18 protein-coding genes are annotated in these 14,400 nt (G+C 40.0%); 12 read left to right on the forward strand and 6 right to left on the reverse strand.

Annotation, left to right across the window (positions count from 1 at the left end; translation table 11 throughout):
* Nucleotides 1–525: 525 nt before the first annotated feature.
* The gene (dapF, locus tag CYAN7822_RS20505) at nucleotides 526–1,371 is read right to left on the reverse strand and encodes a diaminopimelate epimerase (protein ID WP_013324167.1); all 846 of its coding nucleotides are present in this window, start codon (nucleotides 1,369–1,371) and stop codon (nucleotides 526–528) included.
* 104 nt (nucleotides 1,372–1,475) lie between these two features.
* Here dapF and CYAN7822_RS20510 point away from each other — a divergent pair, with 104 nt between their 5' ends.
* From CYAN7822_RS20510 to CYAN7822_RS20525, 4 genes are all read left to right on the forward strand, one after another.
* The gene (locus CYAN7822_RS20510) at nucleotides 1,476–1,688 is read left to right on the forward strand and encodes an Hfq-related RNA-binding protein (RefSeq protein WP_013324168.1); all 213 of its coding nucleotides are present in this window, start codon (nucleotides 1,476–1,478) and stop codon (nucleotides 1,686–1,688) included.
* Between the two features lie 91 nt (nucleotides 1,689–1,779).
* Nucleotides 1,780–2,322, forward strand: coding sequence for a late competence development ComFB family protein (locus CYAN7822_RS20515; protein WP_013324169.1), 543 nt, complete (start codon nucleotides 1,780–1,782; stop codon nucleotides 2,320–2,322).
* Nucleotides 2,323–2,548: 226 nt separating this feature from the next.
* Nucleotides 2,549–3,208, forward strand: a complete 660-nt coding sequence (locus CYAN7822_RS20520; RefSeq protein WP_013324170.1) for a sigma-70 family RNA polymerase sigma factor — start codon at nucleotides 2,549–2,551, stop codon at nucleotides 3,206–3,208.
* Nucleotides 3,209–3,320: 112 nt separating this feature from the next.
* Complete coding sequence (locus tag CYAN7822_RS20525; RefSeq protein WP_013324171.1) at nucleotides 3,321–3,893, forward strand: anti-sigma factor family protein; 573 nt, start codon at nucleotides 3,321–3,323, stop codon at nucleotides 3,891–3,893.
* Between the two features lie 16 nt (nucleotides 3,894–3,909).
* On the opposite strand, the gene CYAN7822_RS20530 is transcribed toward CYAN7822_RS20525, so the two are convergent.
* On the reverse strand, nucleotides 3,910–4,311 hold the full coding sequence (locus tag CYAN7822_RS20530; RefSeq protein WP_013324172.1) for a gamma-glutamylcyclotransferase family protein: 402 nt from the start codon (nucleotides 4,309–4,311) through the stop codon (nucleotides 3,910–3,912).
* 178 nt (nucleotides 4,312–4,489) lie between these two features.
* On the opposite strand from CYAN7822_RS20530, the gene CYAN7822_RS20535 reads away from it, so the two are divergent.
* Nucleotides 4,490–5,146 (forward strand): DUF2301 domain-containing membrane protein, encoded by a 657-nt coding sequence (locus CYAN7822_RS20535; protein ID WP_013324173.1) that lies wholly within the window; start codon nucleotides 4,490–4,492, stop codon nucleotides 5,144–5,146.
* A gap of 4 nt (nucleotides 5,147–5,150) precedes the next feature.
* Complete coding sequence (locus CYAN7822_RS20540; protein WP_013324174.1) at nucleotides 5,151–5,834, forward strand: ElyC/SanA/YdcF family protein; 684 nt, start codon at nucleotides 5,151–5,153, stop codon at nucleotides 5,832–5,834.
* Nucleotides 5,835–5,887: 53 nt separating this feature from the next.
* Here CYAN7822_RS20540 and CYAN7822_RS20545 read toward each other — a convergent pair whose 3' ends face one another.
* The 3 genes from CYAN7822_RS20545 to CYAN7822_RS20555 form a co-directional block, all read right to left on the reverse strand.
* Nucleotides 5,888–6,289: a hypothetical protein gene (locus CYAN7822_RS20545; protein WP_013324175.1), complete on the reverse strand. Its 402-nt coding sequence runs from the start codon at nucleotides 6,287–6,289 to the stop codon at nucleotides 5,888–5,890.
* A gap of 178 nt (nucleotides 6,290–6,467) precedes the next feature.
* Nucleotides 6,468–7,757, reverse strand: coding sequence for an FGGY-family carbohydrate kinase (locus CYAN7822_RS20550; protein ID WP_173362925.1), 1,290 nt, complete (start codon nucleotides 7,755–7,757; stop codon nucleotides 6,468–6,470).
* Between the two features lie 17 nt (nucleotides 7,758–7,774).
* Nucleotides 7,775–8,209: an NUDIX domain-containing protein gene (locus CYAN7822_RS20555; RefSeq protein WP_013324177.1), complete on the reverse strand. Its 435-nt coding sequence runs from the start codon at nucleotides 8,207–8,209 to the stop codon at nucleotides 7,775–7,777.
* Between the two features lie 202 nt (nucleotides 8,210–8,411).
* Here CYAN7822_RS20555 and CYAN7822_RS20560 point away from each other — a divergent pair, with 202 nt between their 5' ends.
* Together CYAN7822_RS20560 and CYAN7822_RS20565 are read left to right on the forward strand one after the other, a co-directional pair.
* Nucleotides 8,412–8,684, forward strand: coding sequence for a hypothetical protein (locus CYAN7822_RS20560; RefSeq protein WP_013324178.1), 273 nt, complete (start codon nucleotides 8,412–8,414; stop codon nucleotides 8,682–8,684).
* A 13-nt stretch (nucleotides 8,685–8,697) separates the two neighbouring features.
* Nucleotides 8,698–9,105, forward strand: a complete 408-nt coding sequence (locus CYAN7822_RS20565) for a putative toxin-antitoxin system toxin component, PIN family (protein WP_013324179.1) — start codon at nucleotides 8,698–8,700, stop codon at nucleotides 9,103–9,105.
* Between the two features lie 202 nt (nucleotides 9,106–9,307).
* On the opposite strand, the gene CYAN7822_RS20570 is transcribed toward CYAN7822_RS20565, so the two are convergent.
* Nucleotides 9,308–9,766, reverse strand: a complete 459-nt coding sequence (locus CYAN7822_RS20570; RefSeq protein ID WP_013324180.1) for a DUF29 domain-containing protein — start codon at nucleotides 9,764–9,766, stop codon at nucleotides 9,308–9,310.
* Between the two features lie 96 nt (nucleotides 9,767–9,862).
* On the opposite strand from CYAN7822_RS20570, the gene CYAN7822_RS20575 reads away from it, so the two are divergent.
* The 4 genes from CYAN7822_RS20575 (at nucleotide 9,863) to CYAN7822_RS20590 (ending at nucleotide 14,247) form a co-directional block, all read left to right on the forward strand.
* Complete coding sequence (locus CYAN7822_RS20575) at nucleotides 9,863–10,786, forward strand: NAD(P)H-dependent glycerol-3-phosphate dehydrogenase (RefSeq protein ID WP_013324181.1); 924 nt, start codon at nucleotides 9,863–9,865, stop codon at nucleotides 10,784–10,786.
* A gap of 305 nt (nucleotides 10,787–11,091) precedes the next feature.
* Nucleotides 11,092–12,483, forward strand: a complete 1,392-nt coding sequence (locus tag CYAN7822_RS20580) for a malic enzyme-like NAD(P)-binding protein (protein WP_041933327.1) — start codon at nucleotides 11,092–11,094, stop codon at nucleotides 12,481–12,483.
* Nucleotides 12,484–12,542: 59 nt separating this feature from the next.
* On the forward strand, nucleotides 12,543–13,310 hold the full coding sequence (locus CYAN7822_RS20585; RefSeq protein WP_013324183.1) for a M15 family metallopeptidase: 768 nt from the start codon (nucleotides 12,543–12,545) through the stop codon (nucleotides 13,308–13,310).
* 76 nt (nucleotides 13,311–13,386) lie between these two features.
* Entirely contained in the window at nucleotides 13,387–14,247 is an 861-nt protein-coding gene (locus CYAN7822_RS20590; protein ID WP_013324184.1) for an SWIM zinc finger family protein, read from the forward strand.
* The last annotated feature ends 153 nt before the right edge of the window (nucleotides 14,248–14,400 follow it).

Consider the following 14,400-nt stretch of genomic DNA (forward strand, 5'->3'; position numbering starts at 1 on the left):
AATAGCCCTGATTTAGTGCCTTTTCACTAAATATTTAAGAAAAATTTAAGTTTTAGTTAATTCCTCTTCTTGGCTTTGGCTCATGAAAATTTCGATGCCCCGAAAAGCCATCTGTTAAGTGATTAAAAAATACTTAAAAGTTCCAAAACCTAGTCAGCAAGTTTTGTTCAAGTTCTTGCTTATTCTCTATTAAAAATTATAGGGTTTTTATAGAGAGAAAAATCCGTTTGTAGGAAAATTAAACAAACTCTTAGATAAAAAAATAAAATACTCCGAGAAAATCCTTAAGAATCCCCGAAATATATCAATCTAAATCCGTAATTTTTACAGGTTCAATTCAAAAATCCTGTCCTCAAGTTTGCTAAACTTTACAAAATTGCTAAAAAAACGATGGCTAATGGTTCCCCCACTCTTAAGTGTTTGCTACATATTTAACACGGATCAATTAAGTATTACTAAATCTCAAAAAATAATGGTCTAGCCCGCTCTAGCGGGCTTTTTTCGGTTGCTTCTAACGCTTAAGGATTAAGGCAGATAAATCCCAGAAAATACTCGTTTAGCCGGTCCCGTCATATAGACATGACCATCGGTTTCAGACCAATAAATCCGTAAACACCCCCCGGGTAATTCCACCGTACATCGGCGATCACTCCGATGAGTTAACAGGCCAGCTACCACCGTAGCACAAGCCCCCGTTCCGCAGGCCAAAGTAATACCTGCTCCCCTTTCCCAAACGCGCATCTTTAAATAATCAGGGCGTACCACCTCTATAAACTCAGTATTGGTTCTTTGAGGAAAGGCGGCATGATGTTCAAACTCCGGGCCAATGACTTCTAGGGGAATCTCATCCACATTCTCCACAAAGGTAATACAATGAGGGTTCCCCATACTCACACAAGTCACCAACCAAGACTTACCCCCCACTGATAGCGGCTGATTAATCACTTTTTCGGTGGCGGTTACCAGAGTCGTAGGAATTTGTGCCGCTTGCAGTTGAGGAGGTCCCATATCCACCGTGACTTGTTCTTCCTCTTCTAAACGAGGCGTGATCACTCCCGCTAACGTATCAATTCGGTAAGCTTTACCAGACTCAGAAGTGCCTTCCAACTGAGCAATAAATTGAGCTAAACAACGAATTCCATTACCACACATTTCCGGTTCTGAACCATCAGAATTAAAAATCCGCATCTGATAATCCGTCTGAGGTGTTCCCGGCAAGACAAAAATCACCCCATCTGCACCAATGCCAAAATGGCGATCGCACATCTGAACCGCCATTTCAGGAGACACCAGAGGGTCTTTGGAATGACGATTATCAATCAAGATAAAATCGTTGCCTAATCCGTGATATTTTGTAAATTCGATGCCCATAAATTTCCAATTGAGTGAACTATGAACAAATATCAAACGCCCCTGAACAATCAGCAAATTTCGATTGATAATTAAAGTAACAAGAGCTAGTTCATGATTGTATTATGGCTGAATTTAACACCGATTTGCCTAGTGTACGTGCAATTCAACAATTCCTCAAAGATAAACAAGAGGTAGAATTGAAGTTAGTTACCGATGACCTTCTCGTAGGGCGAATATTCTGGCAAGATAACGACTGTCTGTGTCTGGTGGATCAATATGACCAAAAGACCCTAGTGTGGCGGCAAGCATTAGTTTATCTTAAACCCAAAGCCTAATAATCAACCTTAAACTTTTTCAGCACCGAGGTGGGCACAATTACTTTATGTACAATCTTTAATTGCTCCATCCATCATCCCTCAAGATGCTATGACTATTCAAGAAATTGTTGAACAAGCACTAAAAGACGGCTTTCTCACCCCCAATCGAGAAGCCGAAGTCGGACGAATCTGTGATAGTGCATCAGAACTATCAATTGAAGAATATATGGCTTTAGATCGGCTAATGGAAGCTTTGCTCACCGGTGAAGTGGTGGCCATGCCTCGCAAACAGTTTATTAACGTGATGGAAGAACTCGTCATTAGCCAAGCCATTAATCGAGTAGCAGAACTCAAAAGCAGCAACGATAGTTTAGATGTAGGGGATATAGCCGCTTATGCTCTTAACCGTTTACCCCCCCTATATGCCACCACCGAAGAAGGAGCTAACTACCAACGTCAACGAGCCAAAGAAGAACTTCAAGAGCTAATTAAACAACAAGTAGAAGAAGCTATCTATCGCTATTTGGCTCGTCCAGACATTCCCGGACAACCCTTAAAAGGACAAAAAACCCAAGACAACATTCTTGAGCAGATGAATAGTTTGTTAAAATCCTACGCCCCTGATTATGAACAAACCAATAATAAATCCTGATAATACACGAAACCTTGTGAGAGTGCCATCGGCTTTCTGTTGTTGATAATAGCAAACCCAATATCGTATCACGGCTGGGAAGAAAAAGGAGACTTCTATAACCAAGACTTATGCAAAAACAGTGACTTCTCTAAAACTGTCCACTATTAATTAAAACCAAGGAACATTTAGGGTAAGATGACTGTCTAAATAGAACTGTGAGGAGTAATGAATCTTGGGTAAATTCATGAGTCAATCAATTTCAGCATCCTGGTCCACAGTTGAAGGTAAAAAAACCAGCAACTTAGTATCTCCTGACAAACTTTCAAATTTTGATTTAATTTTACGTTGTCAGGAAGGATTCCAGCCTGATCGTGTAGCCTTTGCTGAACTTTTGCGCCGTTATCAAACTCATGTAGACAAGTTACTATACCACTTAGCACCTGATTGGCAAGACCGAGCCGATCTTGCTCAAGAAGTTTGGATTCGGGTGTATCGTAATATCAAACGTCTAAATGAGCCACTAAAATTTCGTGGCTGGCTGAGTCGGATTGCTACCAACTTATTTTATGATGAGTTACGCAAACGCAAACGAGTCAGTAATCCAGTATCGTTAGACGCGCCGCGAAGAGTAGATGATGGAGAAATTGACTGGGATATCGTTTCTGATTATCCTTCTCCTGATGATCATCTCGCTACCCGAGAATTTTACGAACAACTCCGACTAGCGATCGCTAATTTACCAGAAGCCTTCCGTACCACTATCGTTCTTCGAGAAATAGAAGGAATGGCTTATGAAGAAATTGCCGAAATCACCGGCGTTTCTTTAGGAACTGTTAAGTCTAGAATCGCCCGAGCTAGAGCTAAGTTACAATCGGTTTTACAACCCTATCTAGGAGACAGCTAAAATTAGTACAAGACAAACCCGTTCCCCAAGTGAGGAGTGTCACTACATAGCTAAGAGTGAGCGTTAATCTCCGCAACAGAGTGCGTTCGTATCACTCAGTCAAGAGGTCAACATGAGGTCAAACTTTGATGAGCTTAATCCCCAACGGCATCTAGTCGTTGAAGATACCAATGTAAATAATCCTGAATATGTTAATGATACTCCTCCGTTAGTGGAAGACTCTGAACAAGAGGAAAAATGTTTTGAATTATTGAGTGCCTATATAGATGGCGAAGTAACCCCTTGTGAACGTCGGCAAGTTCAAGAATGGCTCGATAACGACCCGAAAATTCATCAGTTATATATTAAGTTGTCGAGGATACATCAAGCCATTGAGCAGATTCCTATTCCCGCTTCGGCCTCTGTACCTTCCTCTCAACTCACTGAACAGGTTTTTCAACGTCTTGACGGGCGACGCAAAAGCGGCTTTGTCTCCTTGGGAGTTGCCATCATTGGAGCAATAGTATTAGGAATATTAACCGGTTTAGTGGTTAAAAATAATTCTGAGCTACCCAAACTCGCTAAACAAACCTTAACCAATGCCTCTGACAATTCAGAAGGATTAATGATTGCTCTCAATCAGCCAGTGATGGATATTCCCACTATTGGTATATTACCGCCCAAAAATTCGTCTTCTGATCAATAAAATTGGCAATACTAGCTTATGGGTGTTGTTGAGTCCACCATCCCGACGCAATAACAACACCTCCCAACTGTTTGACCTTCTCAGGCATCATCAAATAACCCCAAGCATTGGCTAAAAATTCGCCAGAAAAAGCATAAACAGCGATTTTTTGCCGGTAATACTCATTGTCTGCTCCTAGTCCCCCAGGATTATAACCTTCTAACTCATCGAGTTTGATTAAAACAGAATCATCATTAAAAGTTAATAATACCCCTTTAACTTGCTCACCCCCTACAGTCATCGCTGGATATCCACAGTAGCGCAAGTGAAACAGTTTGCCATAAGTATAAGCCTCAAGGGCCTCGCTCACGTAATCAGCACAATAATAGGGGTAATTAACCTCTCCAGGTTTGAGAGTTCCATAAACAAAAACTTTCAATGTTTTTAACCTTAATGATTATTTATAATTATCGATTTTAAGATTTTTTAGCCGGAATATTCAAGATTTAACCATACATTTGAAAAGATTTATCAAACTGTTGGGAGAAGTTTTTAGAAATTGGTCTGGACTGATTGTGATGCTACCATAGAAATAAGCCACCCGTTTATTGATAACAATGACAACTACATCAGAAGTTTACCAAGGACAATTTGGCGAATTTACCATTACCGATAGTGATCGCACAGGAGTCATTATCTATCGACTCGGTTTAACCTTAGCCGCCTTAAGCTTTACTCTAGGAAGTGGGTTAATCCTTTCCCGAGGAGAACAAGCTTGGGTATTGTCATTACTGACTCCCTTATTTGCCCTTTTTTCTTTGGGACTAGCCATTAGTTTAGTGACCATTCATATTTATTTAGCTCCCCTTCATCGACTACTACAACTATTTTGGGCTGTGGGAACCCTGTCAGCTATCATATTAGCTTTTAAAAGTCAACAACCCTTAGCCTTATATGTCTATGAACATCCCTTAACTCTGTTAGGAATAGGTTTTAGTTTTGCGGCTTTAACGGGAATTTATTTTAAAGAAGCTTTTTGTTTTAATCGTTTAGAAACAAAATTTTTAACTCCCTTAGTTCCCTTATTATTGTTAGGACATATCCTAGGCATTTTACCGCCAGTGATTGAACAAATGTTACTAACGATTTGGTGTTTTTTATTTATTATTTTTATTATGCGAAAAGCGATTCAACCCATCCCGCCAGATATTGGCGATAAATCGGTATTTACTTATTTAAAACAACAACGATTAGCCAAAACAGCCAAATCTTAAGTAAATGAAATTTGCGCCTGAATCTTTTCCAAAAATCCAAAAATTTTGGGGATTATTGGAATACAAACCCCAATGGACACTCAGCATTAAAGGTTGGATAATCCTTTTTGCACTAATCTTGATTAGTGGGTTAACTTTTATCAGAACTATTCAACCATTTTTAGCCATGAATGCTCCCGTAAAAGCCGATACCTTGGTACTAGAGGGATGGGTAGGAGATATCGTTGTTCAAGCCGCATTAGAAGAATTTAAACAAGGAAATTATCAACGGATCATTACGACAGGAACTAACTTACTACAAGGCTCATTTTTAAGTCAATATCAAAATTATGCTCAAATGACAGCCTCAACCTTAATAGCTTTGGGAATTCCTGAAAATAAAATTGTTCCCATCGTTACCCCAAATGTAATTAGAAATAGAACAGCAGCATCAGCAGAAACAGTAAGAGATTGGATATCTCAATCAAATGTAAAAATCCAAGCAATGAATATTTATTCTTATGATGTGCATACTCGGCGAAGTTGGTATTTATTTAAAAAAGTGTTGCCCCCTGATATTAAAATAGGAGCCATTGCTTATCCCGGGGAATATAATCCTCAAATATGGTGGACTTCAAGTGCAGGAGTCAAGTCTGTCCTTTCTGAGGCAATCTCTTATCTATATACTCGTATTTTTTGGAAAATTTGATGATCTTTGAAGGTTTCAGTAAATTAGCACTCAGAACTTAATAGCATTCCTGCTTAGGCTCCTCCACAACTATGCTGAGAATCTGGAAGAGTAAATGTTTTTTTAGTTCTGAGGTTAGTAACCCGATAAATTTTGCCTCGATTATCACCCGGAGGGCAGTTTTTCGGAATAAAAGTTAAACATAATTTAACCGGATCTCCAGGTTTGGAAGCTTCAGCTTCAGGAACCGTGTCATAAGAAACCAAACCAATTCCATTACTAAATTGTATTGAAGTTCCTGAACCCGGAATGGGTTGACCAGTGGTTCCATCTTCTAATCTAGTCCCAACCTTGGCAACTGAGGTATTACTACACTGTCCTACTTGGGTTGGAGGAGGTGCGGCTTGTGATTTGAGAGAAAAGGTTGGAATACTCAAAAGAATAAGAATTGCCGTTATAGAAGAGGTTAATTTCATATTCTGATGATGGTTGTCTTGCGGCTTATTAGGAGAGAATGATAAGACCCTACTCAAGCTATTATATCCCTCTCTTAAAGTAATAAGAAAAGCTTCCTTATTGTAGGGTGGGTTAGGTGCGGGGATAATTTTTATAAGAAACGGATAAATTTTGATCCGCTCCGTAACCCACCACTGTCTATTTTGTATCAATATAAACATTTTTCCCCACGATGCCGAAAGAGCCTCCTTTAGCCAATAAAGCACTACCATAAGCCGCCTCCCTATTCAAAGAACAGACCACACGAACCTTTAAAAGACGCTCCCGAATAACCCTCCAAGTCTCATTTTTAGCCCCTCCTCCTGCGCTATACACCTTAAACAGAGGAGTCGCGCCTAAAGCTTGTAAACGTTGATAACCCAAAGCTTCTAGACGAGCAATACTTTCTAATAACCCATGTAAAAAATCTACAGGATCATCCGGACGAGGGTCTAATTTAGGCAATAACTCAGGATCATTAACCGGAAAACGCTCCCCCTTTTTCAAAAGCGGATAATACTCTAAAACACTCGGTTTAGTCCCATCAATTTGACGACTAAAACGATCTAACGCTTCATCACTAAAAAAATGCCGCAAAACCGCCCCACCCGTATTAGACGCGCCTCCCGTTAACCATAAATTTCCTAAACGATGGCTATAAATCCCCGATTTAGCATCTTCAATGTGAGTATGACTTAATAACTTTAAAACTAGAGTTGAACCCAGAGAAGTCACCGCCTCACCCGGTTGGTTAGCACCACTCGCTAAAAAAGCGGCTATACTATCGGTTGTTCCCGTACAAACTCGACAATCTTTTCTTAAATTGAAGCGATGGGCAATTTCTGGAGTCACAGAATTAATAGGCGTACCGGGCGGTAAAACTTCAGGTAAAAGGGGATATATAGGTAATTGAGTTAACCACTGAGGATAACACAAATTTTGCACATCATAACCGAGTTTTAAAGCATTATGATAATCACTAATTCCTAAATTTCCATGTAACAAAAAAGCTAACCAGTCTGCCTGATGGAGAAAATACTTAGCTTGAGAATAAATCGGTTTTTCGTACCACCAAAATAACTTAGCTAGACTCGAAGTCGCACTTAAAACCGGATGTTCCGCAGGGGCGATCGCTTTTACCTTATTTAAGACTTCTATCCCGCGCCCATCGTTGTATAAAATAGCATCATCTAAGGGGTTGCCTTTCTCATCACATAACAACACTGTTGCTGATGTTCCATTAATAGCAATGGCTTCAATTTCCTGTCGAATAGCAAGGGGAATCTGTTCTAATAAAGAATATAAAGCATCTTGCCAAATCCTTACCCAAGGTTGAGAAGTTGAAGAAGAAAAGGCATAGTTTATGTTGGCGCGAATAGTAGAATCTGCATCAATAACGATAGCCCTTGCGCCCGAAGTACCAAAATCAATACCCAGATAAAAACTCACCATTAAACTATTAAAAATTAACAGGATAAACGAGGACGAAAACCATAATTTCGGTAGGTTCGATAGTCACTTAAAATTTGGTCGTGATCAAAGCATAAATTAGCCGGAATTTCCCATAAGTGAAAGATGGCTATTCTTTTAGCATCATCTGCCGCTTCAGGTGTTCCCTTGGCCGTAGCGATAAAGACAACACTTAAGGTATGCTGGCGAGGGTCGCGTTGAGGATTAGAATAAACATAAAACTGTTCTATTAATTGGACTTCTAAGCTAGTTTCCTCTTTTGCTTCTCGTTTAGCGGCTGTTTCGGCAGATTCCCCATAATCCATAAACCCGCCAGGAATTGCCCAACCATAGGGAGTATTTTTTCGTTCAATTAAAACAATAGGCCGATGAGGTTGATCGATCAGTTCGATAATAATATCTACTGTTGGCGTGGGATTTCGATAGGTCATTTGTTACTTATCTGGGTTATTCCCTGTGGTTATAGGGTACATATATCATATTAGAGCCGCTTTGATAACCCTTTTGCAATTATTGCGTAATCGGCAGACTTTACATTTATTAATATAGGAGTTGGGATTTATGTGCGGGGACTTATTTAATATTGATGTTTTTTGTTAAAATCAACTTATCCTCAATTTAAGACAAAGCTTAATGAATAATTTAGAACAACAGGTTTTAGAAACCTTCCGCAAACTATCTGTAGAAAAGCAAAATGATGTTTTAGAGTTTTTAGAATTAATTGAACAGGAACCAGCAAAAGATCCAACAGATGAGGAGTTGAGAAAAGCTAGGGAGATTATTAATAAAGCTAAACAACGGGCGCGTTCTAGTGCCGCTAAATCTGCACCGGAGTTATGGAAAGAATTTAATCAAATAAAAAATCTAATTGCTGATCAATATGAAGACGAAACAAAATCGAGTTAAGCGGACTGAATAAATGTTAAAAGTTATTCTCGATACTTCGGTTTTTATTTCTGCTCTTTTAAGTAAAAATTCTGAAACTGCCCCTAATCAAATTCTAGCTAGATGGCAAAATGGAGATTTTACTCTAGTCACTTCTCCTCAATTACAAGAAGAATTAGTGATGGTTTTATTAAGAAAACGAATATCCTTAGATTTGATTGAAGATTTACTGACGAATCTGGAAACTTTAGCCATTCAACTACAAGGAGTTTATCAGGCTACTTATCTCGATAATATTGATCCAAAGGACAATATATTTTTGGCAGCCGCTTATGAGTCAAAAGCAGATTATTTAGTATCTCTGGATAATCACTTACTATCTTTAAAATTTTATCATAGGACGCAAATTCTCATACCAAGTCTATTTTTACAAGTTATATAATTTTTAATTTGTTGTTTCCAGCCAAAGATTAAAATCAGTCTCATAGAGTTTTTGGGTTTGAGTCGTCATGAGAGATATCTTCTTTGATAAGGTAAATAAAGACAGCAATAATCAGCGCCAGAATTACAAGATAGCGGCTTTAATAAGCATAGCCGAGGGTGAAACATGACACAGCAAGAGTGTAAAATATAAAAATCAAAATTTACTCATTAACTTCTTCATCAGGTAGATATTTGGGATTTAAAACATCCTCCCTTAAAAAAGGACAAGTAACAGGAAACTCCTCTTCAGCTAATCCAGTTTCACCAGAGGCAAGCAATCTAGCATCTTGATAACACTCTTCAAAAACCTCATCAAAGTATCGCTTTAGACTAGGGCTTTTCTTAAAAGCTTTATTAATTCTCAATGAATGTTCAATAATCGTGTATCTCCAACTATTAGAACGTTTTGAAGCTTGAAACCTCCATTTGATCAGGTGCATCAGCAAAATTCTTAGATTACTTTCCAAAGCATTCTTTTCACTGTTGCCCATATCTTCAATTTCCTCTATTAAATTTTCATAATCAATTTGATCAAGCCTACGCTCTCTCAATAATTGTGCTGTTGTTTCCAGCCAAAGATTAAAATCAGTCTCATAGAGTTTTTGGGTTTGAGTCGTCATGAGAGATATCTCCTTTGATAAGGTAAATAAAGACAGCAATAATCAGCGCCAGAATTACAAGATAGCGGCTTTAATAAGCATAGCCGAGGGTGAAACATGACACAGCAACCGAAAATCATCACTATTGTTGGGGCGGGAATGTGGGGCAGTGCATTAGGGGCCTTAGCATCCCGTAATCATCATCACGTCCGTTTATGGTCGAGAAATAGTACAGAAAGCCTAGCCGCCGTCATCGCGGATGCTGATGTGATCTTATCAGCCGTCTCTATGGCAGGAGTACCACCCATCATTGAAAAACTGAAAACATACGGCATCCCCGAAAAAGTCATTTTAGTAACCGCTACAAAAGGATTAGATCCCCAAACCACCCTAACGCCTTCTCGACTTTGGCAGCAAGCTTTTCCCCATCATCGGGTCGTTGTGCTATCAGGGCCTAATCTTTCCAAAGAAATACAACAAAATTTACCCGCCGCTACCGTAGTAGCCAGTAGCAATGTAGCCGCCGCAGAGACAATACAAATCATTTTTGCTTCCGAAAAATTGAGAGTTTATGAAAACTCTGATCCTTTAGGCGCTGAATTAGGAGGAACCCTAAAAAATGTCATGGCCATTGCTGCCGGTGTCTGTGATGGTTTACATTTAGGCACCAATGCCAAAGCCGCTTTATTAACCCGCGCCTTACCTGAAATGATTCGAGTAGGAACTTATTTGGGAGCCGAGGCCGAGACTTTTTTCGGGCTATCAGGTTTAGGAGATTTATTGGCCACTTGTAACAGTCCTCTTTCCCGTAATTATCAAGTCGGTTATAGACTAGCACAAGATCAAACTTTAGATGAAATTTTAGGCAATTTAGAAGGCACAGCCGAGGGAATTAATACCACTCAAGTATTAATAAAAATTGCGACTGAGCAAAATTTATATGTTCCCATTGCCACCCAAGTTTATCGCTTACTCAAAGGAGAAATATCTCCTCAAACTGCCGTTAAATCTTTGATGGAACGAGAGCTTAAACCCGAGTAATTTTAGCTATCTTGAAAAGTTAGATTTATGGCTTAACTGATTATCATCTACAGATAAACACAGATATAGCCGCTCTAGAGCCGCTCTTATACAAATTTATCTGTATTCATCTGTATTCCTCGATAAAGATAAGTTGGGGGTTGATGTCTTCCCACTGGAAACAAGATGAATAGCAAGGGAAATGCTAATTGAGCTTAAATTCTTTAAAAACTACATCAATATTACCTCATGCGGATCAATCAACGATAATCTATAAGCTACTAATGTTTATCTTGTCCATCAACGGACACATCTATTCACAAAACATGGTCAATTTAACCCCTAATCCTAGTTATAGCTTAACTCTTCGGGTTGAACTTCCCAATCGAACAGGAAATCTAGCCGCCGTTGCCCAAGCCATAGCCAATGTCGGCGGTAGTCTGGGGCAAATTTCTTTAATTGAACGAACGCTGAAAATTACTAAGCGGGAATTGACAGTAGACGCATATAGTACCGAACACGCAGAACAGATCGTCGCGGCTGTCAAAGCCATCCCAGACGTTAAAGTTTTAAAAATCTCTGATCGTACTTTTGATCTACACCGGCAAGGAAAAATCTCTATTGAGAGTCGAATACCTCTGGCCTCTCAGTCAGAGTTAGCCATGGCCTACACACCCGGAGTCGGACGAATTTGTAAAGCGATCGCCGATGAACCCGAAAAAGTCTTTTCCCTAACCATCAAAAATAACACCGTTGTGATCGTCACCGATGGCTCGGCGGTGTTAGGATTGGGTAACTTAGGACCTGAAGCCGCCCTACCGGTTATGGAAGGAAAAGCCATGCTATTTAAAGAATTTGCCGGAGTAGATGCTTTTCCCATCTGTCTAGCCACCCAAGACACCGAAGCCATTATTGCAACGGTTAAAAATATAGCTCCGGTGTTTGGCGGCGTTAACCTAGAAGATATTAGTGCCCCTCGTTGCTTTGAAGTCGAAAGACGACTCAGAGAAGAACTCGATATTCCCGTATTCCATGACGATCAACATGGTACAGCCATAGTCAGTTTAGCCGCCCTCATTAATGCTCTCAAACTGGTCAATAAACCAATGGATTTGGTAAAAATCGTGATTAATGGCGCAGGAGCCGCAGGAATTGCTATTGCTTGTCTATTGAAAAAAGCCGGGGCCCAAGAAATTTGGATTTGTGATTCAAAAGGTATTCTCTCTAAAAAGCGTAGCGACTTAAACCCCGAAAAACAAGCCTTTGCCGTAGAAGCCAGTGGCACCTTGGCCGATGCGCTCAACGGAGCCGACGTTTTTTTAGGGGTAAGTGTTCCTGGGGTATTGACCCGAGAAATGGTGCTAACCATGGCCAGCGATCCCATCGTCTTTGCTATGGCTAACCCGATTCCGGAAATTCAGCCAGAATTGATCGATAATGATGTGGCCGTTGTCGCCACCGGACGTAGTGATTATCCTAACCAAATCAACAATGTTTTGGCATTTCCGGGATTATTTCGAGGAGCATTAGATTGCCGTGCGAGAGTAATTACCGATAATATGTATCTGGAAGCGGCTAAAGCCATTGCTTCTTTAATTCCCCCTCCTAGCCTAGCACGAGACAATATTATTCCTTCTGTCTTCGATGCAAGGGTAGCCACTGCGGTAGCTTCTGCTGTTCAATTTGCCGCTCGTAAAGACGGCGTAGCAAGACAGTAAAAACAACGCTAGGGGGGAACTCAGACAACAGATGCAGGAGAACTAACCCCCCTAACCCTATGGACGATATTCCCGAAGCAGTACGAAACACCCCGAGGCTGAAACCCACCTCACCGACGCGATCACCCTTGTTGCTTGGTGGAGGAGTTTTGCTCTTAGGTGTTGTGGGCTTACTGAGTATTTTGCTCTTGTTTCGTTCTACTCCTAAAGCGCAAGTTGAGTCTTCCGCCTCTCCAGTCTCACCAGAAGTCCCTTCTACCTCAACCCCTAATTCTAGCCCTAAACTAGAAAATGTATTAGGTCATTTACCTTATCAAGAAGCACCAGCATCAGAATTAAAACCCGTCACCCCAGATGGACGAATTCGTCTTCGCGTCGGAGCCGCCGAAAAATTTAAACAAATGCAAACAGCCGCTCGAGCCGATGGCATAATTCTCAATTTAATTTCCGGATTTCGCTCAGTTAAAGAGCAAGAATATTTATTTTTTGGAGTCAAAGAACAACGTAACCAGGAAACGAAAAAACGAGCAGAAGTTAGTGCCCCGCCTGGGTATAGTGAGCATCATACCGGTTATGCTTTTGATGTTGGAGATGGCAAAGTTCCTTCAGCTAACCTGAACACCCATTTTGAAAATACACCGGCTTTTCGCTGGTTGAAAAATAATGCGGCAAAATATAGCTTTGAATTATCCTTTCCTCGAAATAACCCTCAAGGGGTTAGTTATGAACCCTGGCATTGGCGCTTTGTTGGGGACCGCAAAAGCTTAGAAACTTTCTACAAAGCAGAACAATTAAAAACTAGGCAACAAGAAAAAACTAATAACTAATGACTAATAACTAATAAATAATAATTAATAACTAATGACTAATAATTAATAACTAATGACTAATGACTAATAACTAATGACTAACGAACAAATAATCGAAAATAATCAGAGAGAATGGTGGGTACAACGCTGGTTAGAATTATTAGATTCTTACCGTTTTAAAAAGCGTTTAGAAAGAGGACGTAATTATGCTAGAGAAGGTAACGTTCTCAGCATCGACTTTGAAGCCGCACAGGCCTTGGCTAAAGTACAGGGAAGTGAACCCGATCCTTATCAAGTTTCTCTGTCTATGGAACCTTTTACTGATGAAGATTGGAATTATGTCATTGATACCATGTCCGAAAAAGCGATCTTTAGTGCCCAACTTTTGGCCGGACAAATGCCAGAAACCATCGAACAAGTTTTTATTAGTAACGGGTTAAATTTATTTCCCTTTACCCTGTCTGATGTTCATTCACGTTGTAGTTGTCCCGATAAGGCTAACCCCTGTAAACATATTGCGGCAGTTTATTATCAGTTAGGAGATCGCTTTAGTGAAGACCCTTTTGTTATTTTTCAACTGCGGGGACGTAGTAAAGCACAAATCTTAGAAGCCTTGCGAGAGCGACGATCTCAAGGGACAATTAAAGCCTCATCTGATACAGTCGAAAAAGAAGAACAAAAAAGCCAAAGCGCTACCCCTAAAACTCAGAAAAAATCCTCTTCAGATAAGCAGAAATCTGAGCTTAATTTTGAAAAATTTTGGCAGTATGAGGAACCATTAGAATCATCTTTAGCCGTTATTGTTCCGCCTACAGATAAGAAAACGGTTTTAGATATATTGGGAAAAATTCCTTTAACTTATGCCGAAGCTGAAGCCGCCCAACAATTCTTAGAGCAAGTTTATCAAGTGGCCTCACAGCAAGCACTAATTACAGCTATGAAGCGTGAGGAATAACACTCTCACATACTCCACTACCCTATACTTTGTCGCGCTTCGTATCTGTAGGGGCGCACTTTGTTGCCGATTCTTCTTGATTCAACGAGTTTTCATGAGCCATCAGACTATTTGAAGTGATCACGCTTTGCACAGAATTAGAAGCTGACTCAA

The organism is Gloeothece verrucosa PCC 7822, from assembly GCF_000147335.1.
Taxonomy (GTDB): Bacteria; Cyanobacteriota; Cyanobacteriia; order Cyanobacteriales; family Microcystaceae; genus Gloeothece; species Gloeothece verrucosa.